Annotated in this window: 30 protein-coding genes and 1 pseudogene; 8 read left to right on the top strand and 23 right to left on the bottom strand. The window is 39.0% G+C overall.

Going from position 1 to position 25,568, the window contains the following annotated elements; all coding sequences use genetic code 11:
- Positions 1–237: 237 nt before the first annotated feature.
- The 3 genes from M3Z76_RS03380 to M3Z76_RS03370 form a co-directional block, all read right to left on the bottom strand.
- Positions 238–1,005 carry a DUF4825 domain-containing protein gene (locus tag M3Z76_RS03380; protein WP_293921134.1) on the bottom strand — a complete coding sequence of 256 codons (768 nt, stop codon included), beginning with the start codon at positions 1,003–1,005 and terminating at the stop codon, positions 238–240.
- Positions 998–1,489: an RNA polymerase sigma factor gene (locus tag M3Z76_RS03375; RefSeq protein WP_293920984.1), complete on the bottom strand. Its 492-nt coding sequence runs from the start codon at positions 1,487–1,489 to the stop codon at positions 998–1,000. Before M3Z76_RS03375 ends, M3Z76_RS03380 begins: the two co-directional genes overlap by 8 nt.
- A gap of 107 nt (positions 1,490–1,596) precedes the next feature.
- A complete protein-coding gene (locus tag M3Z76_RS03370) occupies positions 1,597–2,487 on the bottom strand; it encodes an acetamidase/formamidase family protein (protein ID WP_293920985.1) in 891 nt (296 codons plus the stop codon).
- A gap of 80 nt (positions 2,488–2,567) precedes the next feature.
- On the opposite strand from M3Z76_RS03370, the gene M3Z76_RS03365 reads away from it, so the two are divergent.
- Positions 2,568–3,455, top strand: a complete 888-nt coding sequence (locus tag M3Z76_RS03365; protein WP_293920986.1) for a helix-turn-helix transcriptional regulator — start codon at positions 2,568–2,570, stop codon at positions 3,453–3,455.
- 56 nt (positions 3,456–3,511) lie between these two features.
- Positions 3,512–3,895 carry a GyrI-like domain-containing protein gene (locus M3Z76_RS03360; RefSeq protein WP_293920987.1) on the top strand — a complete coding sequence of 128 codons (384 nt, stop codon included), beginning with the start codon at positions 3,512–3,514 and terminating at the stop codon, positions 3,893–3,895.
- Between the two features lie 165 nt (positions 3,896–4,060).
- Here M3Z76_RS03360 and M3Z76_RS03355 read toward each other — a convergent pair whose 3' ends face one another.
- The 9 genes from M3Z76_RS03355 to M3Z76_RS03315 all read right to left on the bottom strand — a co-directional run bounded on the left by M3Z76_RS03355 (position 4,061) and on the right by M3Z76_RS03315 (position 12,676).
- A complete protein-coding gene (locus M3Z76_RS03355; protein WP_293920988.1) occupies positions 4,061–5,077 on the bottom strand; it encodes an ABC transporter permease in 1,017 nt (338 codons plus the stop codon).
- Entirely contained in the window at positions 5,074–6,129 is a 1,056-nt protein-coding gene (locus M3Z76_RS03350; RefSeq protein WP_293920990.1) for an ABC transporter permease, read from the bottom strand. The genes M3Z76_RS03355 and M3Z76_RS03350 overlap by 4 nt, the downstream gene beginning before the upstream one ends.
- 12 nt (positions 6,130–6,141) lie before the next feature.
- Positions 6,142–7,074, bottom strand: a complete 933-nt coding sequence (locus M3Z76_RS03345; RefSeq protein WP_293920992.1) for an ABC transporter ATP-binding protein — start codon at positions 7,072–7,074, stop codon at positions 6,142–6,144.
- Between the two features lie 233 nt (positions 7,075–7,307).
- A complete protein-coding gene (locus M3Z76_RS03340; protein WP_293920994.1) occupies positions 7,308–7,547 on the bottom strand; it encodes a hypothetical protein in 240 nt (79 codons plus the stop codon).
- Positions 7,548–7,576: 29 nt separating this feature from the next.
- Positions 7,577–8,215 carry a response regulator gene (locus tag M3Z76_RS03335; RefSeq protein ID WP_293920995.1) on the bottom strand — a complete coding sequence of 213 codons (639 nt, stop codon included), beginning with the start codon at positions 8,213–8,215 and terminating at the stop codon, positions 7,577–7,579.
- Complete coding sequence (locus M3Z76_RS03330) at positions 8,212–9,309, bottom strand: sensor histidine kinase (protein WP_293920996.1); 1,098 nt, start codon at positions 9,307–9,309, stop codon at positions 8,212–8,214. The genes M3Z76_RS03335 and M3Z76_RS03330 overlap by 4 nt, the downstream gene beginning before the upstream one ends.
- Positions 9,310–9,486: 177 nt before the next feature.
- Positions 9,487–10,668, bottom strand: a complete 1,182-nt coding sequence (locus M3Z76_RS03325; protein ID WP_293920997.1) for a GTP-binding protein — start codon at positions 10,666–10,668, stop codon at positions 9,487–9,489.
- A 155-nt stretch (positions 10,669–10,823) separates the two neighbouring features.
- Positions 10,824–12,020 (bottom strand): GTP-binding protein, encoded by a 1,197-nt coding sequence (locus M3Z76_RS03320; RefSeq protein ID WP_293920998.1) that lies wholly within the window; start codon positions 12,018–12,020, stop codon positions 10,824–10,826.
- A 140-nt stretch (positions 12,021–12,160) separates the two neighbouring features.
- A complete protein-coding gene (locus tag M3Z76_RS03315) occupies positions 12,161–12,676 on the bottom strand; it encodes a DUF2179 domain-containing protein (RefSeq protein WP_293920999.1) in 516 nt (171 codons plus the stop codon).
- A 166-nt stretch (positions 12,677–12,842) separates the two neighbouring features.
- Between M3Z76_RS03315 and M3Z76_RS03310 the strand changes: the two genes are divergently transcribed.
- Positions 12,843–14,261, top strand: a complete 1,419-nt coding sequence (locus M3Z76_RS03310; protein ID WP_293921000.1) for a SulP family inorganic anion transporter — start codon at positions 12,843–12,845, stop codon at positions 14,259–14,261.
- A 12-nt stretch (positions 14,262–14,273) separates the two neighbouring features.
- Positions 14,274–14,693, top strand: a complete 420-nt coding sequence (locus M3Z76_RS03305; protein WP_293921002.1) for a universal stress protein — start codon at positions 14,274–14,276, stop codon at positions 14,691–14,693.
- Between the two features lie 17 nt (positions 14,694–14,710).
- Here the strand turns inward: M3Z76_RS03305 and M3Z76_RS03300 are convergent, their stop codons facing one another.
- Together M3Z76_RS03300 and M3Z76_RS03295 are read right to left on the bottom strand one after the other, a co-directional pair.
- Complete coding sequence (locus M3Z76_RS03300; RefSeq protein ID WP_363319828.1) at positions 14,711–15,064, bottom strand: DUF4260 domain-containing protein; 354 nt, start codon at positions 15,062–15,064, stop codon at positions 14,711–14,713.
- Entirely contained in the window at positions 15,048–15,473 is a 426-nt protein-coding gene (locus M3Z76_RS03295; RefSeq protein ID WP_293921004.1) for a MerR family transcriptional regulator, read from the bottom strand. The genes M3Z76_RS03300 and M3Z76_RS03295 overlap by 17 nt, the downstream gene beginning before the upstream one ends.
- Before the next feature lie 126 nt (positions 15,474–15,599).
- Here M3Z76_RS03295 and M3Z76_RS03290 point away from each other — a divergent pair, with 126 nt between their 5' ends.
- The 3 genes from M3Z76_RS03290 to M3Z76_RS03280 are packed head-to-tail and all read left to right on the top strand — an operon-like array spanning position 15,600 to position 17,821.
- Positions 15,600–16,238 (top strand): hypothetical protein, encoded by a 639-nt coding sequence (locus M3Z76_RS03290; RefSeq protein ID WP_293921005.1) that lies wholly within the window; start codon positions 15,600–15,602, stop codon positions 16,236–16,238.
- Positions 16,239–16,298: 60 nt separating this feature from the next.
- Positions 16,299–16,991, top strand: a complete 693-nt coding sequence (locus tag M3Z76_RS03285) for an AIM24 family protein (protein WP_293921006.1) — start codon at positions 16,299–16,301, stop codon at positions 16,989–16,991.
- Positions 16,991–17,821 (top strand): class I SAM-dependent methyltransferase, encoded by an 831-nt coding sequence (locus M3Z76_RS03280; RefSeq protein WP_293921008.1) that lies wholly within the window; start codon positions 16,991–16,993, stop codon positions 17,819–17,821. Before M3Z76_RS03285 ends, M3Z76_RS03280 begins: the two co-directional genes overlap by 1 nt.
- A 28-nt stretch (positions 17,822–17,849) precedes the next feature.
- On the opposite strand, the pseudogene M3Z76_RS03275 reads toward M3Z76_RS03280, so the two are convergent.
- The 6 genes and pseudogenes from M3Z76_RS03275 to M3Z76_RS03250 all read right to left on the bottom strand — a co-directional run bounded on the left by M3Z76_RS03275 (position 17,850) and on the right by M3Z76_RS03250 (position 22,626).
- Positions 17,850–18,207, bottom strand: a pseudogene (locus M3Z76_RS03275) (NUDIX domain-containing protein).
- Position 18,208: 1 nt separating this feature from the next.
- On the bottom strand, positions 18,209–18,592 hold the full coding sequence (locus M3Z76_RS03270; protein ID WP_293921009.1) for a hypothetical protein: 384 nt from the start codon (positions 18,590–18,592) through the stop codon (positions 18,209–18,211).
- 3 nt (positions 18,593–18,595) lie between these two features.
- Positions 18,596–18,958, bottom strand: coding sequence for a hypothetical protein (locus tag M3Z76_RS03265; protein WP_293921010.1), 363 nt, complete (start codon positions 18,956–18,958; stop codon positions 18,596–18,598).
- An 81-nt stretch (positions 18,959–19,039) separates the two neighbouring features.
- Positions 19,040–20,494: a ribosomal protection-like ABC-F family protein gene (gene abc-f, locus M3Z76_RS03260; RefSeq protein WP_293921011.1), complete on the bottom strand. Its 1,455-nt coding sequence runs from the start codon at positions 20,492–20,494 to the stop codon at positions 19,040–19,042.
- 115 nt (positions 20,495–20,609) lie between these two features.
- The gene (abc-f, locus tag M3Z76_RS03255; protein WP_293921012.1) at positions 20,610–22,382 is read right to left on the bottom strand and encodes a ribosomal protection-like ABC-F family protein; all 1,773 of its coding nucleotides are present in this window, start codon (positions 22,380–22,382) and stop codon (positions 20,610–20,612) included.
- 103 nt (positions 22,383–22,485) lie between these two features.
- Positions 22,486–22,626: an RAxF-45 family protein gene (locus M3Z76_RS03250; protein ID WP_293921013.1), complete on the bottom strand. Its 141-nt coding sequence runs from the start codon at positions 22,624–22,626 to the stop codon at positions 22,486–22,488.
- Positions 22,627–22,906: 280 nt separating this feature from the next.
- On the opposite strand from M3Z76_RS03250, the gene M3Z76_RS03245 reads away from it, so the two are divergent.
- Positions 22,907–23,299, top strand: a complete 393-nt coding sequence (locus M3Z76_RS03245; protein ID WP_293921014.1) for a RidA family protein — start codon at positions 22,907–22,909, stop codon at positions 23,297–23,299.
- Between the two features lie 41 nt (positions 23,300–23,340).
- On the opposite strand, the gene panD is transcribed toward M3Z76_RS03245, so the two are convergent.
- Genes panD through panB form a run of 3 tightly spaced genes read right to left on the bottom strand, consistent with a single transcriptional unit; the run spans position 23,341 to position 25,416 of the window.
- Positions 23,341–23,724 carry an aspartate 1-decarboxylase gene (panD, locus tag M3Z76_RS03240; RefSeq protein WP_293921015.1) on the bottom strand — a complete coding sequence of 128 codons (384 nt, stop codon included), beginning with the start codon at positions 23,722–23,724 and terminating at the stop codon, positions 23,341–23,343.
- A gap of 3 nt (positions 23,725–23,727) precedes the next feature.
- Positions 23,728–24,579, bottom strand: coding sequence for a pantoate--beta-alanine ligase (gene panC / locus M3Z76_RS03235; protein ID WP_293921016.1), 852 nt, complete (start codon positions 24,577–24,579; stop codon positions 23,728–23,730).
- On the bottom strand, positions 24,580–25,416 hold the full coding sequence (gene panB / locus M3Z76_RS03230) for a 3-methyl-2-oxobutanoate hydroxymethyltransferase (protein WP_293921017.1): 837 nt from the start codon (positions 25,414–25,416) through the stop codon (positions 24,580–24,582).
- Positions 25,417–25,568: the final 152 nt, after the last annotated feature.

Here is a 25,568-nt window from a genome sequence, read left to right as displayed (position 1 = left end):
CTGAATTAGGACGTCTTTATGCATAGAAAACGTGGTACCACCTATTTTTAGCTTTAATTGCTTAAAGCCCTCGAACGTTGTTTAACGGGAACGAGCCGGTAACTTCTCCGTAGTAGGTTTCAATAAAGAAGCGGTGATATAGCTCTCAGCAATTGCTATATTTTCTGTTTCACAATTCTTTATTTACTTGGCTACATCAACGAATTAACTATATGTTTTTTCATCATAGCAAATCAGCTAGCGAATTTCAATGTGAGAATAAAGCTGCTGATAAGCTTTTGCTGTCACTTTATATAATGTCCCCGTATCGGAGGCTTTAACAAAGACGGCTTCTTGCTCATTGAGCCATAAGTAATAATGTTCCTCTTCAATATTGAACATATAGTCTGCTTTGTTAACAATCAAATTGACGATACCTTGCTCCTGCTCCGCTGTGCCAATGGCTTCTTTTAGTGCAGTAGCTAACTCCTTATTGTTCATATTTAACGGAAGCGGCTTTGTGCTATTTAATGTAGCTTCATCACGAATTGCGATGAAATCAATCATTGAAAATTGTTCCTTTGTGAGTGTGGCACTCTGCTCTTCTGTCTCAAATTGTATATAGTCTACATTTTGCACAAGTGTCCACATATAGAGGGCTACCCTATACTTTATTTCACTTGCTAACGGTGTAGTCGTATTGACAATAATACCGTATGGCTGCTGCTTTGTTTGTAGTGCGAAAGAGTCGTAGCTTTCCTCACCTAAAGCGTAATTTAAAATGTAGCTGACCTTACTGTTATCACCTACATATGTGCCCTGCAAATCAAAAATGGCTTCCTGCTGTAACGGTGTATTGGCAGTATGCTCTGTCCATGAGCCACTTATCCATAATAATAGTCCAATCATTACAACACCCACTACCGTTAATTGCGGAAGCCATGAACGTGGTTTCTTTTTGAGTGGTTGCTGCAAAAGTTCTACTTCAAAAATCTGGTTTAAGCTTGCCTTCACCTCTTTATTCATCAAGTACCATTCCTCCTAGCTTCTTCTTCAATTGCTCTCGTGCACGCTTTAATCTCGTTTTCACTGTTCCTTCAGGTATTGTTAAAATCAGCGCAATTTCGGGAATAGAAAAATCCTCATAATAATACAGCACAATGATTTCTCGATAAATAGGCTTGAGCTTTAAAATGGCTAACCCAAGCTGCGCCTGTGTGTCCTTTTTTAATGCACGCTGTTCAGGTGTATCGATATGAAAGCTTTGCATAATCGCATGCTGCTTATATTTCCAGCTACGTAAATAATCATAGCTACGATTAATCGTCATTCGAATTAAATATGTTTTATAGGAAGCCTCTCCACGAAAGATTGCCTCCTTCTCAACTGCCTTTTCACATACATCCTGCACAATGTCCTGTGCCATTTCGCGATTTTTTACATACGTGTAAGCGAGCTTTAGCAGCATCGTATAATGTGTATGTATCGCTTGTTCTAGCGTTTGCTGCAAAATGCCGCCTCCTTTCAAATTTATGTTTAGACGGCTAGCTAAACGAAATAGTTTCAAAAATTTTTAAATGAAAAAAGCTCACCACCATTTAGCAGTGAGCTTCTCAATTAATGAAAATTTTTCAAATAATGCAGCGGCAATTCCATACGGGCCGTTTTGTTTGGGTCAACAATTTGGCTAATGCGCAGCTGCCCTGCCAAGGATAGTAAATGTATCGCTTCGGCATCCGTTAATGTTGTGGATTGTTGAATCACACGCACCATATTTTTCGTCGCCATTACCGTTGCTTCGTCCAATGTTTTGGCTGAAGCAATTGTACTAATTGTATCGCCATTAATGACATATGGGGTTGGCACTAAATGATTTTTTAGCACACGCACTGTTACCGTTACTTGTGCAGGTACTTCGCCACCACATACCGATACTTCACCATCTCCCATTGCAGCATGGCAATCACCTAGTGCAAGGAGAGCTCCCTTCACACTAACAGGAAGATACAGCTTTGCCCCCTCTGTAATGGCGGTTGTATCCATATTGCCACCATGCGCATCAGGTACACCACAGCTAATCGCATCTTGTGCAGGTGCCGTGCCAATAACGCCAATCATTTTATTCATGGGAATTTGAATATCCTCTGTAAATTGTAGCTTGCCCTCGACGATTGGAACACGTTTAATTGTCATCGTATCTAACTCATCACCTAAGACACCAAGCTCAGGACCTGTCATTAACGTTACCGTATCACCAATGTCAATGGTATGAATGTCCACCTCTACTACATCCCCAGGCTCAGCTCCCTCGATAAAAACAGGGCCCGTCGCAGGATTAATTTTATTCCAATCTAAAGCTTCAACTATTTGATTCTCGCTAGTTATCTGATTTGTAAAGCAATCATATGCCTCAAATACAATTGTATCGCCACTCTGTACTTTACAAGCAGGCTGATTATCTGCACTCATCGCGTAAATGGCGTGTTCCTTTGAAATAAAATGCTTCATTTATCATTCCCCCTATGTCAACATTATACTTAAGTTGAAATTATTTTATCATATTTCTATTTGGAAAGAAGGCTGGATCAATGAAGATAGAAAGAATGTTTGCGATTGTCGTTTTTTTATTACATAAACGACTTGTCTCTGCGGAGGAGCTAGCTGAAAAATTAGAGGTTAGCAAGCGCACAATTTATCGAGATATTGATTCGTTATGTGCGGCTGGTGTCCCGATTATTTCACATCTCGGTAAAAATGGCGGCTTCACATTGGCAGAGCGCTATCAGCTTGATAAATTAACATTTAGCGATGCGGAGAAAAAATTAGTTATGGACGGCGTCACATTAGAACAGCAGCTTTTCGAAGGACAGCAGCTTTCTTCCTTGCAGCAAAAGCTTGCCCTTTTTCACGAGGAGCAAGTGCCCTTCACATTGACACAGGCAACTTTGCATCGAGCTATTATTGAGCAGGAAACGAAGCATAAAATTCAGCAGCTTCTTTCTTTTATTCAGCAGGAGCAAGCGATTGAAATTTCATATGTTGCGCAAAACGGACATTTCACGACACGTATCGTTTTACCAATCAAGCTCCATTTGCAAAACGGTAGCTGGTATGTAGAGGCCTTTTGTCAACTGCGTGAAGCTTATCGACTTTTTAAGCTGACACGTATTCGATCGATGGAAGTAGCTGATATATCAATGAAGCTACCCCTTCTCGCATCTCAAGCTACGCGCTCTATTCAATTAGAGAAAATCATTTTACAATTTGCTTTAAGCGAGCATGGGAAGCTTTATGATTTTTTTACAGAGGAGGAGCTTATCATACAGCAAGAGCATATTATCGTAACATTTTCCTATGATATAACGAATGACCTTCTCCCTTTTATTCGTATGTTCGGCAGTAAAGTGAAAATATTGGCACCTGATTGGCTTCAGCAAAAGCATTTGCAAGAAATTCAACATATTTTAGAAAGCTGACAGACAGTTGTCATCCTTCGTTCTTTATACTGGCATAAAAGAAGGAGGAGTTCACATTGAAAACAACAATTACAGAAAAGAAAATTGTAGGGACAAGCATTCGCACAAACAATAATTCGCCAGAAACGATTGGGCAGCTATGGGAAAAGATGATGGCAAGCGGCTTACAAGGAGATATCTTCGCTATTTATCACAATTACGAAAGCGACTTTACAGGAGATTATGATTTAACGATTGGCACAGAGCAAGTTGGAGCAAATGCAGTCATCATACCTGCTGGACAATATGAGGTCATGGATGTCGATATGTCTCAGCCAAATGCGGTATTTCTTGCATGGACAACGATTTGGCAAAGCGCTATACCGAGAGCCTATAGCACAGATTTTGAGCATTATGCACAGGATGGCTCTGTCAAAATTTATTTATCTGTTGTAAATTGAAGTATGGAAATTTTGACGTTCTAGCGGCAACTTCAAATGATATCAGCGGCTTTTGAGAATATATCAGCGAAATTCCAATTATATCGGCGACTTTTATGAATATATCAGCGAAATACTAATTATATCAGCAACTTGGCTGCCCATGCTTTCTCGGGCAGCCTTCTTTTATACATTTGCCTTCTTTTCCATCATGTTAATGCCGATACCCATTAAGACAACTGCCATAAACAGCAAAATGCTAATAGGCTGTAGCAGCTCATTCCATGTACTATTGTATAATGTGACACCGTTTAATATTTCTAAGCCATATTTGATCGGTGAAATATAGGACAGTGCATAAATAATCGGTGAGCTGACAAATTCAAGCGACCAATATAAACCACCAAGCATGGAGAAGGATATTGCGATGACCATCATCATTGTATTAAATTGGCTCACTGTACTCGTGATTGATGCGATAAAAATTGCCAATGCTATAACACATAGTAAATAAGGAATCAACGATAGTAGCGCATAGATAAATTTCCCATAAAAATCAACACCTGCTACATAATGAAAAATAGAAAATACAAGTATCATCTGGGCATAGCTAATGCAAAATGCATAGGCTAAATTTGCTGTGTACGCTTGCCATTTACTAATGCTCGATACAAGCAGCCGGTCCCAGACACCCGAATTGCGCTCCGCTAAAATATAGCTAACCCCTGAAGCGACTGTATAAATGACCATGAATAAAGAAAAGGAAAACAGCATCAACAAGCTATGTGAATAAATGTACTCATCATTTTCATAGTTTAGTTGAAAAGCAGGTGACAACTCTTTTGTTATCAAAGCCTTTTGATACTGCATTTTTAACTCATTTTGCAAAAGTGCGCTATCCATAAAATCGCTCGCTACCACAAGCTTAAATTCCTTTTCGTATAAAAAAATGGCCACCTTCATTTTGCCTTTTTCGACAAGCTTCCTTGCCTCTTCCTCTGTATGCAATTCATAATTATAGAATGGCATTCCCTGCAATATTTGTGTCGTTTTCTCCTCATTGAGCGAGGAAGCTATCGCCATCGATTCATTCGATTGGTACCCCATTAAATAGACAAATAGGCAAATAATGAGTGTTGAAATAATGTAATGTAACGGATTGCGAATCAGCAATAAGCACTTCGTTTTAAAAATCGCTATCATGCAACCCCTCCCTTTCTAGGAAAAATACGCACAGCTGCTACAAAAAAGGCGACTGCTAAAATAAGCAATATTGATAAATATGGCACTAGTTGAACAAAGTCTGCACCTTGCTGTAACAATAAATAGCTTTGTAGCGCTGCGCCATTTGGTGTAAAATGCCCTAACTTTGCAAGCTGTGGCACTGCTACACTTAAGTTAAAAAATGTGCCACCAAGCAAAGCAAGGATTGCGACGAAAGCTGTATTAAATAATGACGATGCTTCATAGGAATTATTACGGTAATTGAGTGCCGAATAAAATGCTGCCATTGCGCCAACTGCTATTGCTATACAAACAGTTGTCACCACATAACCGAGCATGCTTTCAAAAACAACACCAAACACCATGTAAATGATTGCGAATAAAATAACCATTTGTAGCATGGCCAATACCATCGTTGATAGCAAAATTGTTAATAAATAGAGCTTTGGTGGAATGTTCGCAAGCACCAGGCGGTCAAAAATATGATTTTCCTTCTCTCGCAACGCTTGCGCTGCCATAATGCCGACCCAATATAAAACAAACATCACACTCAAACCAAAAGCATAATAGGCACTTGTCGCAACAGGCGGACGCTGGTGGATTGTTTCAATCGATGATTCAATCACTGGAGCTGCAACCCCTGCACTTTGCCATGTTAATTGCTGCTGATAGTTATCCATCATATTTTGAACAATACGTGACGTGAATTCTTTTTTATGATTCAAATAAATATTGGGCATATGAATGACAGCACTATACTCATTGGACTCTTTCACTTCCTCTAGTGACTCCGCATCAATTGTTGTTAACTTAACAAATGACTGGCTTTGTAAATAGGCAAGCAATTCACTGTCCCCATCTTGCTCCATCATAGCCATTTTTACTTGCACAGATGAATTGCCGTCCATTAGCCCACCAATTGCAAAATGAATAATAAGTATAATGACAATAGGGGTACCTAATAAAATTTGTAGCTCCTCTGGTCTACGCCAAATTAAAGTGAGCTTTTGACGAATAAATGCAAAAAACATAGTCAGCACTCCTTAATTGCGTAGCGCACGACCCGTCAAATGTAAAAATACATCTTCCAGCGTTGGCTCTTTCATTTGAAAGCTTTTCAATACAACTTGATGCGCCTCACATAATGGCAAAATCAAAGGCAGGAAATCTACGTTTTTCCCCACCGTAAAAGAAATATGCGCCTCAGCAACTTGAATATTAGCAAGTAACCCCTGTGCTATCAATGCATCAGCAAAAGGCTTTGAATGCTTTTCCAGCTTCATTTCAATTGTTTTTTCTGCCGATAAAATGGCTTTAATTTCTTCCTTCGTACCAGCCGCAATTATTTTCCCTTTGTCCATAATATAAAGGCGGTCACATAAAAACTCGACTTCCTCCATATAGTGACTTGTGTAAATAATCGCAGTATTTTCCTCTTGATTCAGCTTTTTAATCGCTTGCAAAATATAGCTTCTCGACTGTGAATCAATGCCAACAGTTGGCTCATCCATAATTAAATATGCTGGCTTATGTAATAGTGAAGCGCCAATATTGAGGCGCCTTCTCATACCACCCGAATAATATTTCACCGGCTTTTTCAGTTCATCTTCTAAACCAATTTGTTGCAATACTGTATCAATACGTGCCTTCAACTCGCTTTGTGGTATTTTTTGAAGCGAGCCGAAAAACTGTAAATTCTCACGTGCTGTCAGCTCCCAATATAAGGCGATTTCCTGTGGTACAACCCCTAACACCTCACGCAGTAGCTTCGGGTTTTGAATAACGCTTTGCTGCTGGAAAAGCACATCCCCAGCTGTTGGCTCAATTAATGTTGAAAGCAACGCAATTGTTGTCGATTTCCCCGCGCCATTCGGGCCAAGCAGTCCCACAATTTCCCCTGGTTCAATATATAAATTGACATTGTCAACCGCTTTTACTTGCTTAAATGTTTTTGTTAAATTCACTGCTTCAATCATGGATGTCCCCCCTTGTTTAGTAGTATAGCAAGACATTCAATGCAAAACGACTAGCGTAAGTCATCAACTTACGTGACGGAGGTCATCACTTTATTCATGATGAGGTAAATATTTATTAGATAGCAATATCCTTATTACCGAATTTTAGTATTAAAATATGGTGAATTTAAAATCTGTACAGCTATTTCATCAATTAAAAAAATCGTGCCAACACATAATTGGCACGATGCATATTAAGTTGCTATTAACTTCATTTTTCTTTTTTGTAAAAACCATAATACGACTGTCAGTGTGAAGAAAACAAGGGGCGTATATCCAACATATTGCCAAGCATTTTCTGCACCGAAGAAATAAGCTGTAACGGGTATAGATGCAATGGCACTGATTAGCATATACATCCATGAGAACCTAACTACTGCGAAGACAAAGGCAAAAATGAATATTACACCTGAGGCACTCCAAAGTAATAACATGTCTATCCCTCCCTTTCTTCTATTATACCTTAAACTAGCCCATTTCTCACCGCATAAATAGCAAGCTGAGTGCGATCTCGTAGCTGCAATTCATTTAAAATGTGTGTAATATGATTTTTTACTGTTCCAACAGATAAAAAGAGTTCATTGGCAATTTCTTTATTTGTTTTGCCTTCACCAATGAATCGGGCAATTTCTAGCTCACGTGCCGTTAGATTCGTTGATGGCTCCTCTTGCTTAATTGTTTGCTGCAATAATTTCGGCACTAATTTAGCGGCTACCTCCTCTTGTAAAACCATGCCACCTGCAAATACGCTATGAATGCTAGCAATTAATTTTTTCGGCTCAGAGGATTTGACTAAAAAGCCATTTGCTCCGTCCTTTAATGTTTGATAAGCATATTCTTCATCATCGAATGTCGTTAAAATTAATATTTTCATTGTTGGAAAGCGGCTACGAATATGTTTTGTTGCTTCGATACCATTCATTTCAGGCATGTGAATATCTAGCAAGACTAAATCAATCGACTGCTGTTCCAACAAGGTGAGTGCCTCGATGCCATTGCTCGCCTCTGCCACGACAGACAATGCCTCATCTTGTTCAAGTATCATTTTCAAGCCATTGCGTACAATCGCTTGATCCTCTACAAGTAAAATGCGTACTGTCATTGCATGTCCTCCTTCACTGGTAATGCTCCTTCAATAATAAAATGCTGAGCAGTTTTGTAAATCTGTATTGTACCACCTGCCTGTTGTACTCGCCCCCTCATACTCTCGAGCCCAAAGCCCTCAATAATGGGGATTCGTGCAAAAGATTTATTTTGCACTGTAAATTGAATTTGTGTTAATGCATTCATGCCTAACAATATCTCAACTTCCTTTGAATCGCTATGCTTCATCGCGTTTGTTAATGCCTCCTGTAAAATACGGTACAATACAACGCTTTGCTGATTAGAAATGGGTAAGGATAACACCCCTTTATCAATTGTAAAACGAATATGTAACCGGCTTTCCATTTCAAGCCTGCGAATCAATTGCAAAACAGATTCGATGCCATAGACCTCGCTCGATTTTAGCTGTCGTACCGCATAGCGGGTTTCTTCAAGACTTGCTCTTGCAAGATGTTTAATTTCCTCTAATGCTTCATGATTATGTTTCATTGATAGCATTTCCGCATGCATTAACAATACCGTTAGCTGATGCCCTACAGAATCATGCATATCCCGCGCAATATTTGTGCGCTCCTCGGCTCTCACAGCCTGTTCCTGCGTAGCCTGTGTACGCCTCAATAAACGATATTGCCCTAATAGCTCATCATATAGCAGCTGCTTTTCACTAGCAGTCTGCACATAATGACGTAGTAAAACAGCACTGCACATAACTGCCAGTACTAATAAGACACTATGTAAAGGCAACCATTGTAGTAGGACAAGGATGGTGCTAATCAAAACGGTTAGTAGCAGTAATGAAAAATAGGCTTTTCTCTTCAATAATAGCGCACCGTCAATTAAAAAATAGGCAAGCATTGGCAAAGCATATGTCACATCTAATGATAAAAATGCACTGCTAAATAACAATAAAATAATAAAGCTATAACTTACAACATGCCATTTTTTCAAAAGGGGTATAAAAAAATAGCAAGCAAGCACACTAGCACTTAATAAAAAGGCATTTGTCAATATGCCACCAGCTTGTTTTGTATGTATAAGAAATAGCGCAATGAATAGCAATAAGATGCTGATGCGCCATATAAAATAAGGCATCGCTCTAGTTCCTTTCTAAATACTTTATTTTCTAATTATAAACGGATATTGCATGAAGTGGAATATCCTATAGGAGGTTGCCAAAATATTAAAATGTACATACAAGACAAGCCATTTCGCTCAATTGAAAACAAGGGCATATCTGAAAAAGTGATACTTTTCAAATATGCCCCAATATTAATTATGAACGATAAATTTAGGCAGTGGGTCAGGAAATGCTGTCCAGTCCGCCTGCATTTCAGCGTCTGTTAATAAGCAGCGATCAAGCTCGCATTCAATTTCTTCCCTTTCAAGCTCAATACCAATGAAAACTAATTCTGTTTGCTTATCGCCATAGGTCTCATCCCAGCGCGCTCTTAGTGCCAAATCATCCTTCAATTCTGCCTCTTGCAGCTCTTTCGGTAAATCAGCAATCCACTCGCCAGCTCCTTGGAATTGTATAGAAGCCCCTGCCTGAGATAATATACCCGGCATATTGCGACTAGCTAGCCAAAAGAAGCCCTTTGCTCTGACAATTTCAACAGGTAAATTTTCTAACCACTCATACCAACGCTGTGGATGGAAAGGTCTTCTTCTTCGATAAACAAAGGATGAAATGCCGTATTCCTCCGTTTCTGGCACATGCTCTTCATTTAACTCTTTTATCCAGCCTGCCCCTTGGCTCGCTTTATCAAAATCAAATAAATGACGGTTGATTAATAATTCAGGTTTAATGCTGCCATTTTTAACGACATACTGTTCCGCATCTGGATTGAGCTTTAATAGAAAAGCTTGCAAAACCTCAAGGTATTCAGGTGTGACTAAATCGGATTTTGTAATACACAGGATATTGGCAAATTCAATTTGGTCGATTAATAAATCGGAGACATCACGCTGATCATAAATATCATCTGTTTGCTTTCTCTCTAGCAATGTTTCCCCACTTTCATAGTCATGCCAAAAACGGTTGGCATCTATGACCGTAATCATTGCATCTAAACGACAGTGTGGCGTTAAATCAATGCCTGTTTCCTCATCAATATAAGAAAATGTTTGAGCGATAGGAATTGGTTCACTAATTCCTGTTGATTCAATGACAATGGCATCGATATCACCTGCTGCAACTAATTTCTCCACCTCAATCATTAAATCTTCACGCAATGTACAGCAAATGCAGCCATTCGATAGCTCCACTAGCTTTTCTGTTGTTCTAGAAAAGCCTTGCTCCTGAATCAATTGTGAATCGATATTGATTTCACTCATATCATTAACGATAACAGCTATTTTTCGACCTGCTCTATTTGCTAATAATTGATTCAATATCGTCGTTTTGCCTGCGCCTAAGTAGCCACTTAACACAGTAACAGGTATTTTATTCATACTACATCCTAACTCCCCTCAACTATGATTGCTCTAAATTGCTTCTATTTCAATGGCAGGAATTTGATTTCTTCTCTGTAGAAAAACGGTATATTAAATTGAGTAATGTTGCTTTACAATTGTTTAAAATAATAACCTCTATCCTCTCACCCGTATTATCTACCACTAATTTTCCAATCAAATGGGTCTGCAATTTCATCCCATGGGTCCATCATTTCCTCTGTTGTTAATAAGCACTTATCCAAGCTACTTGTAATCGTATCCTTCGGTAAATCTATACCAATAATCACGATTTTAGTCATGCGGTCACCATACTCGATGTCCCACTCTGCTTGAATCGCTGGATTTTGCTGTAGGATTTGCTCTCTTTGATGCGATGGCAAAGCAGCTACCCAATAGGATACTGGGTCAATACTTACAGAGGGACCTGCCTGAGACATCACAATTGCAATATCATTATGTGCGGCACTCCATACAATGCCTTTTGCTCTAACGATTGATTGCGGCATGCTTTCAGCCCATTGTTTAAAGCGCTCTGGATGAAACGGCAATCTTCTTACATAGGTGAATGAGCTAATACCATATTCCTCTGTTTCAGGCGTATGATTTTCATGACCTAGCTGTAATTCCTTTAACCAGCCCGCTGAATTTGACACTTTCTCAAAATCAAATCGGTTTGTATTCAATACTTCAGAAGGATCAATTTTACCATTTACTGTACGAATAATTTTAGCTTCAGGCTGTAAAATGCGAATAACATTTTCCAACTTATCCAATGCTTCCGCATCTACTAAATCACATTTATTTAAAAGAAGCACATCGCAAAATTCGATCTGATCAATTAATAAATCGGCAACATCTCGCTCATCTAGCTCCCCAACCGCCTCCTTTCTATCTAATAGGCTTTCTCCAGATTGAAAATCATGCCAAAAGCGATTGGCATCTACCACTGTTACCATTGTATCTAGCTTGCATGTAGCCGTTAAATCGATGCCCAATTCTTCATCAATATAAGAAAATGTCTGTGCAACAGGAATTGGTTCACTAATCCCAGTTGATTCAATAACGATATAATCAACATTTCCTTTTTCAGCCAATTTCTGTACTTCAATTAGTAAATCTTCACGTAACGTACAGCAAATACAACCATTTGATAGCTCCACAAATTTCTCCTCTGTGCGTGAGATACCGCTTCCCTTTTCAACTAGCTCGGCGTCGATATTAATTTCACTCATATCATTGACAATGACAGCAACTTTAAAATTTTTTTGATTTTGTAAAAGGTTATTTAGAACAGTCGTTTTTCCTGCACCTAAATAGCCACTAAGCACTGTTACTGGTATTTTTTTCATAACAAACCCCCTAAATAGTAATTATTACGATTTAATACTTACAAAGTTAATCATAAAATAATTCATATTGCAAGCATTTTATTATGACTCAACAAAAAACGGATTTGGAAATATAGCTTCCAAATCCGTTTTGCTTCTATTTATTTCTGCTTCATCCGCGCTACTAAAAAGCCGCCTTTAAAGGATTTCGGTTCATAGGAAATGATAAAGGCATTTGGCTCAAATTGCTCGACTATTTTAAACAGCTCCGTCTCTCGATTACGCTTTGTTAAAATCTCGTATTTATAGCGATTGCTATCACGCCCCTCACCAATAAAGGTTGTCACAGCAAAGCCCTCACTTCTTAAAAATTCAATAAGCTTTTCATTTTTTTGCTGCGTATTAATTGTTGCATATATATAGCCTATTGCGAGCTTTCGTTCAATTTTTGCCCCTAGAAAAATACCTAGACCAAAGCCTACTGCATAGACAACCATCGCTAAAATACTTTGCTCACCACTGAAAACGAGGGAAAGTCCAAAAACATAGATTAACATTTCAATCATGCCGAAAATAGCGGCTAGGAAGGTGACATTTTTCACTAAAAAGATTGTCCGTAATGTTAAAAATGGTACATACACTAATTGTAAAATAATAATTAATATAATATTATTCATACAAGCTACGCCTCTCTTTCTACCATAAGCTAGGAACTTCCTGCTATTGTAGAAAGGAATGAATGGAAAGTCAATGTAAACGCCCTACAAGTAAGAAGGCTATTCTCGCTCTTCCTATTTCATGTTATGATGATAGGCGTATTTATTATTTGGAAGGAGCTTTAACATGCAAACTATACAGCAGCAATGGTTTAGCAATATACGGGCAGATATTTTATCAGGTATCGTTGTTGCGTTGGCGCTTATACCTGAAGCCATTGCCTTTTCAATTATGGCAGGAGTTGACCCAATGGTTGGGTTGTATGCTTCGTTTACCATTGCAACAGTCATTGCCTTTGTTGGTGGACGCCCTGCGATGATTTCTGCTGCGACAGGGGCTATGGCAATTGTCGTTGTTGATTTAGTGGCAGATCATGGACTGCAATATTTACTTGCTGCAACCATTTTAACAGGAATTATTCAAATTTTATTTGGCATTTTTGGGATTGCAAAGCTGATGCGCTTCATTCCAAATGCGGTGATGATTGGCTTCGTAAATTCTTTAGCCATTTTAGTTTTTATGGCACAGCTTCCCCATTTTATTGGCGGTAGCAGTATGACTTATTTATTTTTATTTATTACAATTGGGCTTGTTTATGTAATTCCGAAATTTTTCAAAATGATTCCAGCCCCTTTAATCGCCGTTGTCCTATTGACAGCCGCAGCGCTTGTTTTTCATCTTGATTTAAAAACAGTTGGTGATTTAGGTGCAGTGCCAACAAGTTTACCTACTTTTTTATTACCTGATATTCCACTAACATTCGAAACGCTACAAATTATTTTGCCATATTCATTAGCACTGGCGGTCGTTGGTTTATTGGAATCTTTATTAACTGCACAAATTTTAGATGATATGACGGATACGAAGTCGAATAAAAATATGGAGGCACGTGGACAGGGTATTGCTAATATCGTTAACGGCTTTTTTGGCGGTATGGCAGGCTGTGCGATGATTGGTCAGTCGATGATTAATGTCAAATCTGGTGGGCGTGGGCGTTTATCCACACTTGTCTCAGGTATCTTTTTAATATTTTTAATTGTCGTACTAGGTGATATTGTTGTTGATATTCCGATGCCTGTCTTGGCAGGTATTATGGTAATGGTTGCAATCTCTGCATTCGATTGGCGCTCATTGAGATACACAATTGCTGCACCAAAGGGAGAAGTTTTCGTGATGCTTATTACAATTATTATTGTGCTGTATACGGGCAATTTAGCAATTGGTGTTGTGACAGGTATTATTATTAGTGCGCTATTTTTTGTTGCGAAAATTTCAAAGGTTCATATTACACAAAAAGCAGATGTATATATTGTAGAAGGTCCTTTATTTTTTGCATCAACGAAAGCTTTTGTTGATAAGCTAGAGCAAGCGGAGGAGCTACATATTACAATTGATTTGACAAGCAGTCATCTTTGGGATGAATCCAGTGTCGGTGCACTTGTCAAAGTAATAAGCAAGCTAGAGGAAAATGGCAAAACAGTTACCGTTATTGGTATGAACCCTGCTAGTCAGGCACTTTATCAAAAGCTAACGAGTTACTCATAAGGGGGATTTTTTATGTATCAACATATCGTTTTAGCAGCAGACGGCTCGGAAAATGCGCTACGTGCTGCACAAGAAGCGGTGAAAATCGCACAGTTTTCCGTCAATAGTGTTGTGGACATCGTGTATGTCGCAAGCTTTGACAACGCACGAGCAGACCGACTACATAGCGCCTCACCCGACAGCCTGTTGTTAGAGCGCCGCCGCAAAGTAGCCGCAGTCGAGCAGCTCATAAAGGAGCAGGGCATTTCATATAAAGTAACTATTTTAAAGGGTGAGCCTGCTCCTGAAATTATTCAATATGTAAATGCCAACAATGTAGACCTAGTCATTATTGGCAGCCGTGGTTTAAATGGCCTACAGGAAATGGTACTAGGCAGTGTCAGTCATAAAGTCATGAAGCGGGTTAACTGCCCTGCCTTGATTGTGAAGTAATTTTATGGAGCTATTTTTCAAATAGCTCCTAAATGTGTATCCTTAAATCCTGTCATATATTTCAAGCCATAGCCTAAAGTCCGATCCATCAAAATATGTGCTAACCAAATCATCGCAATTGATAACAATAATGCGATATTTGCGAATAAAGCAATTGTTAAGAGAATAGAAGGTAGAATAAGGCTGTGCCCAATATTGTATATAATGGCACCTACTTTTGCATTTATCACATAGCCAATCATACATATATCTGGCGCAAGCAGCAAAAGAAAGAACCATAGTATCGAAAAATCAAGATAACAATAAATAGCAAATAGTACGAAAAAACTGAGTGCATACTCTAGTTTAATTAAGCTATGCAAAGCTATCACCTAGCTTTCGATACATTTCTTCAACAACCTCATCAATTTGCTCTTTATTCGATTCATATTTACCCTCTTGCACTAACCCTTCTGCCATTTTTAATACATCTAATGCCATTGTTAAAAATGCAAGCTGTCTTTCAATCTCATTGATTTTATGAGCAAATAATGCATGTGAAGCCTGATTGCATTCTTCACTCATCGGCTGCCCACTTAAAGTAAGCAAGCTACGAATTTCTTGTAATGAAAAGCCAATATTTTTCATCACTTGAATGAATTTAACTGCTCTCTCACAAGACACATCATAAAAGCGATAGCCATTTTCTAAGCGCTGTGGATGGAGCATCCCTTCTTTTTCATAAAAGCGAAGCGTATCTTGTGACAGATGATATTTTGCGGCAAATTGCTTAATAAACATATATGTCGCCTCCTTTATTCTCACACTATCATTGGACTACACTCCAACGTCAAGTAATTTTTTGAAACTTGTTATAGTATTTTACGTATAAGTAAAACAAAAAGAATCTTAGAAAGGATGACTATTATGCAAGTATTTTTACTATCCTACCAATGGGAATTATTTATAGCTGCAGAAATAATCTCCATTGTTTCACTATTATTATTTGGTACTACAAGATATTTCTTTAATAAAAGAAATACAAGTAATCTCTTTATTTTATTGTTTATTGTGGTAACAGCTTTCGAAGCAGCAATTGCTTGGATTATATACAACTATACGGGGGAAATTTCTAGCTTTACAGTAATTATTACGATATTCATTCTTTATGCTGTCACATTCGGATTGAATGATTTTAAGAAATTAGATAGATGGATGCGTGTAAAAATAGGAAATTATCGAGGTATTGATTTACTAACAGCTAAAGAACATCAAGCAATTGCGAAGGAAGGAGACCCTCATCATAAAAAACGCAAAGATTTAATCGTAACAACATTGCATGCTATCGCTTTTTTTATAGCACAAGTTATTTTTTGGATGCTTGGTACAGAATCTCTAAGCGAGTGGTGGCATTATCTTTCCACAATAAGTGATTGGGTAGGCGCAGGGCAATTTGAACAATCTCCTTATCCAAGTAAATTTCTATATCAATTTTCCATGGTTTGGACAATTGTTGTCGTTGTTGATGTACTATATTGTGCAAGCTACTCATTAAAAAAATCATAATTTTTTGAAACCTATAATATCATTTTCACGTATTAGTAAAAAACGAGAGGTCGTGACAACATGAGTAAATATTCAATTTCGGAATTTATTAAGCAAACGGAGCAGGTTGATCGTGGAGAAGGCTTTTTTGAGCTAGAAACACCGCGTATGCTAGAGGTCAATTTAGATAACCTCGTTTGGGCGAAGGCGGGCTCCATGGTTGCCTATAATGGGCAAATTAAATTTGAGCGTGAAGGCATTTTAGAACACGGGCTTGGTTCATTATTTAAAAAGGCGCTGACAGGTGAAGGTGCCTCTTTAATGAAAGCAACAGGTAAAGGTAAGCTTTACCTAGCAGACAGCGGTAAGAAAATTATTATTTTACATTTACAAAATGAAGCAATTTATGTGAACGGCAATGACTTACTCGCTTTTGAGCCAACGATTAAGCATGAAATTAAATTAATGAGAAAAGTAGCAGGCATGATGGCGGGGGGCTTATTTAATATTCGCTGTGAGGGAACAGGTCTTGTAGCAATTACAACACATTATGAACCACTCACTTTACGCGTCACACCAGGTAATCCAATCATTACAGACCCGAATGCAACGGTTGCATGGTCAGGCAATTTACAGCCCGAGTTCCAAACAGATATTTCCTTTAAAACATTCCTAGGGCGCGGCAGTGGCGAATCCTTCCAAATGCGCTTTGAGGGTGATGGCTTCGTCATTGTCCAGCCATACGAAGAAGTATATATGCAGGCGCAGAGCTAATGGTGAAGGTAGATGCTTTACTTCAAGCAATGGCTATGCCAGCATCGGCTCACCAGATTCAACAAATTCAAACAGCACATCGCCTACAATTAATTGACTTTTGGGGAATTCCTAAAGGGGCAAACGTGTTAGAAATTGGCTGTGGGCAAGGCGATACGCTTGCTGCACTTGCCTATACAGTTGGCGCTACAGGCTTTGTACATGGCATAGATGTGGCAGATGCAAGGTACGGTGCACCTGAAACGCTAGGTCAAGCGAGGGAGCGTTTATTGCAAAGTGAACTAGGACAACAATTGCGCATTGATTTTAACATCGATATTTTCAATGAACAGGTGACATTTCAAGACAAGCAATTTGACTATATCGTTTTATCACACTGTATTTGGTATTTTGCTAGCTATGAAATGCTAGAAAAAATGTTAATGCGCATTAGGCCATGGGGACAACACCTTTGCTTAGCTGAATGGAACCCTTGCATTGAGCTTGCAGAGCAGCTACCGCATTTTACAGCAGTATCCATTCAAGCGATTATTGAAAGCTTTAAAACAAGCAGTGAATCCAATGTACGTACGATGTTTTACCCGAAGGATATTGAACAAGCACTCAATAAAAGTGGCTGGACAATCGACAAAAAAGATAATATTTACTCCCCTGATTTACAGGACGGTGACTGGGAGGTAGATGGGGCGCTTTCATTCTATTCCGAGGAGCTAGAGGGGCTACCACAAATCCCAGCCAAATTGAAACAGCTATTACTTGCACAAATTGAGGCTTTGAAAGAAGTGAAGGAAATAAAGCCGATGTCTACGTTTTGTGTGAAAGCGAGATAACTAAAAACGCATGGAATCTAACATGATTTCATGCGTTTTTTATATAATCTTTTATAATAGGTTGGTCGACTTGATTTAAATTAACAGGCAATTGCTCTATAGGAAAAAACCTTACTTCAAACGCTTCTTCCTCGTCATGCTTTAATTCTCCAGCAAATTGCTTGCATTCATATGTTGTAACAACTAAATAGACCTCATCACCATGTGGATATTGATAATAAAAGCCTTCCCCTGAATACGTTTGTAATAAGATTAGCTGTTGTGCTTGTAGCCCTGTTTCTTCTAGCATTTCACGATATGCAACTTGCTCTAATGATTCCCCAAGCGCCAACCATAATGAGTGGTCGGCTACCCACTACTTTTCGCAATTTTTTAATATAGCCCATCTTAATCCACCTCAGCCGCAATCATCATATCAAAAGGTGCAAACTCATCATTAATATACACCGAAAAATATTTATCCTCTGCTTTTGATTTCATTTTAGGGATTTTGTAAAGATACGTTTTTAATTCCTTTGAGTCTGATTCGGTTTCTGTTAAATATACTCTTTGCTCATCGTTCTCTTCTACAAAGGACATTTTTACCTCCCCTGTAGTGCGATAAATAACATAGGACACCCCTTTTGTTGTAGATATTCCTTGCAAGGTTAAATCAGGCTGGATCACTTCTGCAACTTTTTTCGGCATTTTTGTTAATTCCACTGCGCTTTGTTCTTGGCAGCCTACTAAGCATACAATCGTTACAAGCATTAAAAACATCAGCTTTTTCATTGGTTATCCTCCTGAATTTTTTTTCTGAGTAAAGATCATTGCTAGCAACTGTGGAATAATATTTAAACAGCTAGCAAGCAACAGCATTCCCTCTGGCGAAAAAGGCTTAAAAAAGCCACCCCAATTTTCATTCTCTGCCATTGTTCCAATAAAAAAATAAGAGACAATTGCTGAGACAAGATTTCCTATAATGACAAATTTGATATAACCATATCGTTTTGCTATGTATGCCAAGCCAACTGTCACAACAATCATCAATACATAGCCTAACATTGAATGATGCGTAAAATCTTGATACATAGAAAAATAGACAAATGGAAAACAGTATAGGCATATGATTGCAATTCCCTTGATAGATTTTCCCATATATACACCTCAATTCCATTACTTTTCTATAGTATACATGAAAAAGCGAGAATGGAAAACAAATTCCATTCTCACTTTTCCTTATTGTAACAGCAATTTCTGTTCCACTAAATGATAACGTACTGTTGCTGTTTGTTGTAAAAATGCCTCATCATGCGAAACGATTAACACCGTTCCTTGATAGCCTAAAATAAAGCGCTCCAATGCTTCCAATAATGTAATATCTAAAAAATTTGTCGGTTCATCAAGCAGTAGCACATTATAATCTCCAACAAATAATAAAGCTAACTGCAGGCGCATTGCTTCACCACCGCTTAGCTCACAAACGCTTTTTCGCAAGTCCGTTTGTGTAAAATGCATGGCAGCTAAGATTTTTCGCAAAAAGCCTTCATCATAGGCTGATTGTGATTTCATAAATTGTAGCAATGTTTGAGCTTGCACAAACCGATAGCTCATTTGCTGAAAATAGCCGATTTTCACTTTTGGTGATATATCAATGCCCTCTATACCGTCAGCAATCGCCTTTAGCAATGTGCTTTTACCACTACCGTTTGCACCTGTAATGGCGATTTTTTGCCCTTGACGAATTTGGAAGGAAACGCGCTCTAATAATAGCTTGTCTCCAGCCATTAATGTAAAATCATTCGCTAAAATCGGCACTTTATTATGCAGCTCAGTAATTGCTTTGTGCGCAAAATGAAATACTCGCTCCGCCTCAGGCTTTTCTACTGCCTGTAGCTGCTGGACACGCTCTTCCATCGCCTTTGCTGCTCGGTGCAATGCCTTTTGCCCAGAGGCTTTGGATTTTGTTTCAAACATGCGGTTTGGCTTTGCCTTTGCTTCTTTACGGGACATATTTTTTGCTTGTGCCATTTGCTCGGCTCGCTTCATTTTATCTGTAGCAGCAGCTTCTAGCCGACCTTTTTCCTTTACGTATGCCTCATGTGCGACTTGCTGTTGCTGGTGCTCTAATTCCTTTTGTTCTTTATAGGAGCTGTAATTACCTGTGTACACATGTATTGCGCCATCCTTTACTTCCCAAATCGTATCGACTAAGGCATCTAACAAAGCTCGGTCATGGCTAACGATAATCAATGTTCCATAATAATGCGTTAGCTCATCAATTAAAAATTGAATACCATCTCGATCTAAATGCGATGTAGGCTCATCTAATAAATAACAAGGTGCATACGTCGATAAAAGCTCGGCTAGCTTGCGTCTCGTTCGCTCGCCACCGCTTAAATGCTCAGCCATACCTTGAATATTAAGTTTACCTTGCAATGCATAGTCAATATCCTGCGTTACTTGTAAGTCGATTTGATCCATATAGAGCGCATCAACAAAGCTTTTGACATGACCTGTCGTTGGAGAAATTTTTCCTGCCAACAGCTTGAGCAATGTGCTTTTGCCTGCGCCGTTATCCCCCACAATACCGATACGCTCCAATTGATGTACAGCTAAATACGGGATATTTAAAATTTCCTTATCTAAATAGTTCACTGTTGCTTGTTTGAGTTCAAATTGCAATTGTTCCATTTTGCACTACCTCCGAAAAAAGATATTTTTTCCGTATCGATAGTGACTATCGATACGAGCGTTTCATCACTCGTATCGGCTTATAAAAATAATAACCACATGTGGTCTTCACCTCCTATTCCTCTCGTAACCACTGCTCATACAATGCTTCTAGTTGCTGCTCTAGTTTTGTACGCTGTATAGCAGCAAGTGTTGGTTCCTTTAATTTGATTTCTAATTTTTCGATTTGTTCTAAAGTAGAGCGTGCTTTTTGACGTTGAACTTTCTCGACTGGTGCTTTTTCAACAACTGTACGCTTTGCTTTTGCCCACTCATAATCACCGTCATACACTGCAATTCGCTGATGCTCAACCCATGCTATTTTCGTGAATAGCTTTTGTAAAAAATAACGATCATGTGAGACAGCGATAACTGTCCCTTCAAATGTTTCCAAGGTATCCTCTAGCACTTCACGTGATTCAATATCAAGATGGTTGGTCGGCTCATCTAGCACCAATAAATTGATTTGTTGATGCATCAGCTGCGCAAGACGTAAGCGCATTTTTTCGCCACCACTTAAATTTTTGATTTTTTTGAAGACATCATATCCATAAAATAGAAACTGCGCTAGTATGTGGCGTGCCTCTGCCTCGGAAACAGCTACTGCTTCACGGAAAACATCTACTACCCGTGCCTCCGTATCGCGATAATCAAATTGCTGTGATAAGTAGCCAATTTTAACATTGCTGCCAAGCTTACAGCTTCCCTGCTGTGGTGTGACTTCACCCGTTATCATTTTTAGCAGCGTCGACTTGCCGCAGCCGTTGTCACCAACAATGGCTAGTCTGTCTTGGAAATAGACAGCTAAGTCACTATCAGCAAATAGTATACGCTCATAGCGATGTGTAACATTTTCAAAGGCTACGACTTCCTTGCCACTGCGCTCTGACATTGTTAATGATAAATTCATCTTTTTTATGTTCGATGGCTTTTTCACTCTCTCCATTCTCGTTAATGCCTTCTCCATACTCTTCGCGCGACGGTGCAAGCTATCGCTAGGCGGATTCGCTTCATTTGCCCATTGCTTTAGCCGTTTAATTGCTTCCTGCATCTTTTTGATTTTCTTCTGTTGTTCCTCATATTGCGCAAATTGCTGTTCAATTTTTTCCTGCTTTTGCTGGACAAATGCATCATAATTACCATGATAAGTGTGGGCCTCGCCATCTTCTATTTCCACTATTTTTTGTGCGACCTGATTCATAAATTGACGGTCATGTGAAACGACAATGACGATGCCATCAAATTTTTGCACATGCCCCTCAAGCCATTCAATTGCCCGCATATCTAAATGATTTGTTGGCTCATCTAATAATAAAATTGATGGGTTTTGCAATAAAATTTGCCCTAGCATCACCTTTGTTTTCTCACCACCACTTAATGCTTCAAATGGTTGTGCTAAAAAAGGATGAATGCCTAAGCCATTGGCAACTGCCATCAGCTGAGAATCTAGCTCATAACCACCTTCTTGCATAAATTGCTCCTGTATTTGCCCGTATTGCTGTAAAAGCTTTTCGGCTATTTCCCCCGCCTGCATTTGCTGCTCAAATAACTCCATTTTTTCCTTCAAGGCAAAAATCGAAGCAAAGGCTTCCTCTAACACGGCTCTCACCGTATATGCTGGATAGCTCGATATTTGATGTAAATAACCAAGCGTTGCTTCCTTGCTTTTAATAATACGACCTGTATCTGGTGTGTCCTCGCCTGCTAATAGGCGCAGCAATGTCGTTTTGCCGCAGCCGTTTGGACCGACAACGGCCATATGCTCCCCTGTATTAACCTCTAGCTGTAGTCCTGTAAAAATTTCATGGCTACCAAGTGTTTTAGTAATCTGCTCTGCTTTTATTTGCATTGTTATGCCCCCAAATAACGTGCGGAAAAGGCATTTTGAACGTCAAAAAAAGACTGCACATTAACATGCAGTCTTTTCCTTAATTGCTCGTGAAAAAGAATGGTTAATCCGCTACGTTTCGTATTTTGGTTTGCTTAAAAAAGGACATACTTGTCCCGTTGTTTGCAAAATCAAAAGTAATTACACGTGCAAAGTACATTGCAGTATCCACTTTTACACCTGTAGTCATAGCGTTTTGAATCATTCTCTTTCACCTCCGTTCATTTAAATTAGTTATAGTGTAGCATATCTTTATCGCTTTTGGAAGAAGGGGTTTTAAAATATTGTCAATTTATAGTACAATAAAGCATAATACTTCAATCATTTGTTAAGGAGGGTATCCATCGTATGAAGAAAAAAATATTGTTGTTTTTATCATCTGGATATGGATATTCCATTGCTGTTTTTTTCTAAAAAATATTTAAAGGGAGAAGTGTGCCCATTTTTAGCAAATGCAGTAGCAATATAATGATGAGGTGACAAAAATGAATCAAATTATGAGAACAAATCCAACAACAATGCCAAAGCCTGTTGGCAACTACACACACATAACGAAAATCCCAAGAAATGCAGAGTTATTTGTGTTATCAGGACAAATTGGTATAGATATGACAGGACATTTACCTGAGACATTCAATGAGCAAATGCACAACACATTCCAAAATATTAAGCTAGCTTTACAGTCAGAAAATTTAGATGCAACAAACATTATTAAAGTAAATGTTTGGGCAACAGAGCCGATTGATTGGCATTATTTTTATAAGGAATGGGACGATTTCTTCGAAAAAGAATACCCAGCAATGACAATAGGCTATATTGCTGCACTTGGCTTGCCAGAAATCAAAATCGAAATTGAAATTTGGGCTGCAAATCCATAAAATAAGAGGTGTGAGCTTAAGCTCACACCTCTTTTATTGCCCTACATCACTGTTGCTTCTGGCTCGTAGCTAATCATTTGCTTAATCGTGTTATTGTCACCCATAATCGCTACAGTTGGCTTATGGTCACGTGCTTCATTTGCATCCACATAAACGTATGAAATAATAATAACGATATCGCCCTTTTGTACAAGGCGTGCAGCTGCACCATTAACACAAATAACGCCACTGCCACGCTCTCCTGCGATAATATATGTTTCAAAGCGTGCCCCGTTATTGTTGTTGACGATATGCACTTTTTCGTTCGGCAGCATACCTACTGCATCTAAAATATCCTCATCAATTGTAATTGAGCCAACATAGTTTAAATCCGCCTGTGTTACTTGTGCACGGTGGATTTTGCTATTCATCATCATGCGAAACATTGTTTATTCTCCTTCTATTTGAAAAATTAAATTGTCAATTAGTCTCGTTTTACCAATATAAACAGCTACTGCTAGTAAAAATTTATTTGTTTGCGCTGTAATTGCTGCTAAATCAGGATAGCTTAAAAGCTGTAAATAATCAATGCGACCTGCTGTATTTGTTGTAATGTGCTTGTCAGCAAGCGCAATGGCTTCCTGTGCATTTTGCGTTTGTAAAAAATGTGCCTTCGCTATATTTAATGCCGCAAAAATTGCTGGTGCTTCCGCCCGCTCTTGCTCTGATAAATAGACATTGCGACTCGATTTTGCAAGCCCATCCTCTTCACGAACAATCGCAATCGTTTTAATTTCTAGAGGGAAATTAAAATCGCGCACCAGCGTTTCAATAATCGCAACTTGCTGAGCATCCTTTTGCCCGAAATAAGCGCGCGTCGGCTCTGCTAAATGGAATAGCTTTGCGACAACTTGCACAACTCCATCAAAATGTCCTGGTCGGCTTGCACCGCATAAAATCGTTGCCTGACGTCCTGCTAATAGCTTAATGCCACCGTCTGCTGGATACATTTCCTCCACGCTTGGTGCAAAAATTACATCAACGCCTGCAGACTGTGCTAGCTCCGTATCGCGTGGTAAATCGCGCGGATATGATTCAAAATCCTCGTTTGGTCCAAATTGTGTTGGATTGACGAAGATGCTCATAATGACAACATCGTTGTCTGCCTTTGCTGTGCGAGCAAGTGTTAAATGTCCATCGTGCAAATAGCCCATCGTCGGAACAAGACCGATTGTTTTTTGTTCTTTCTTCGTTTGTTGGACGAATTGCTTTAGCTCCGCAATCGTTGTGACAACTTTCATTTATTTGACGCCTCCATATAGCTGGTTCAGTTCTTCATCTTTCATTGTAAATTGATGCTCTTTCGCAGGGAATGTGCCTGTCTTTACTTCACGTACATAGCTTGTAATACCATGCTCAACTTCATCACCAACATGTGCAAATGCTTTAACAAACTTCGGAATATGGTGCTTGCCGTATTGCACTAAATCGTGGAATACAAGCACTTGCCCATCCGCTTCAACACCTGCTCCGATACCGATTGTCGGAATCGTTAAAGCCTGTGAAACTGCCTCTGTTAGCTGATGTGGAATGCACTCTAATACAACGGCTGCTGCCCCTGCCTCCTCACATGCCCTTGCATCTTCAATAAGCTGCTGTGCTTGCTCAGCTGTTTTCCCTTGCACTTTATAGCCACCGAGCACCCCCGCTGATTGTGGCAATAAGCCTAAATGTGCGACAACAGGTATGCCTGCATCTGTTAGCTTCTTAATGACAGGAATTACATCGCCTGCTCCTTCAAGCTTTAATGCATTAGCATTCGTTTCCTGCATCATACGTACAGCTGTTTTTAATGTGTCATTTACATCGCCATGATAGGAACCAAATGGCATATCTACGACAATAAATGTGTTTGGCGCACCGCGACGCACTGCCTTGCTGTGATGAATCATGTCATCAACTGTCACACGCATTGTTGATTCATAGCCAAGTACAACCATCCCTAAAGAATCACCGACTAAAATCATATCGACTGCCGCATCCTCAGAAAATTTAGCATTCGGGTGATCGTATGCAGTAATCATGACGATTTTTTCACCTTGCTGCTTCATTTTCAAAAAATCACTTGTTGTTTTCATATGCATCCTCCTTGTTGTATGAGAAGAAAACATAAAAAATCCTTCTATCCAAAATTGGACAGAAGGATTGCGTTGTACACATTCTAAACGCTTTCGTTTTCTCCCGTCCCTGTCTAATAAGATCAAGGCAGACTATTGTTTATTAGTATTTA

This window comes from Metasolibacillus sp., assembly GCF_025291715.1.
GTDB classification, from domain to species: domain Bacteria; phylum Bacillota; class Bacilli; order Bacillales_A; family Planococcaceae; genus Metasolibacillus; species Metasolibacillus louembei.
This window is presented reverse-complemented; position numbering and strand designations above follow the sequence as displayed.